The 578-nt window shown below is 67.3% G+C and carries 1 pseudogene; it reads left to right on the top strand.

The features are described from left to right. A pseudogene (locus AC1DRD_RS22750) lies at positions 1-578 on the top strand (tRNA pseudouridine(55) synthase TruB); the annotation flags it as partial.

Below are 578 nucleotides of genomic sequence, written 5' to 3'. Positions count from 1 at the left end.
CGGGGTTGAGACCGACACGCTCGATGGTGAGGGTATTGCGATCGCGGAGAGCGATGCGCGGCCAACGCTGGCCGAGGTGGAAGCGGTGCTGCCGCGCTTCACCGGACCGATCGAGCAGGTACCGCCGGCCTATTCGGCGCTGAAGGTGGATGGCGAGCGGGCGTATGATCTGGCGCGGGCGGGGGAAGAGGTGGTGCTCGCGACGAGGAGCGTGACGGTGCATTCTCTTGCCGTCGCCCCGGCGGAGGCCGGGGCCGCTGGAGTTGGGGCACTGCCATCGCCAAGTAGCCCAGCGGCCCCGGCCTCCGCCGGGGCGACGGCTGATGCCGTCACCCTCACCGCCCACGTCTCCAAGGGCACCTATATCCGCAGCCTTGCCCGCGACATCGCACACGCCCTTGGCACTGTCGGCCACGTCACTTATCTCAGACGGGTCAAGGCAGGCCCGTTCGACCTCTCCCACGCGATATCGCTGGACAAATTGACCGAATCCGCTAATGCGCGGCGCCTTGAACAGATTCTCCTGCCATTGAGGGCGGGGCTGGACGACATCCCGGCTCTCTCCCTCTCTCTCCCTC

It is taken from the genome of Sphingomonas sp. P4_G2 (assembly GCF_056401155.1).
This window is presented reverse-complemented; position numbering and strand designations above follow the sequence as displayed.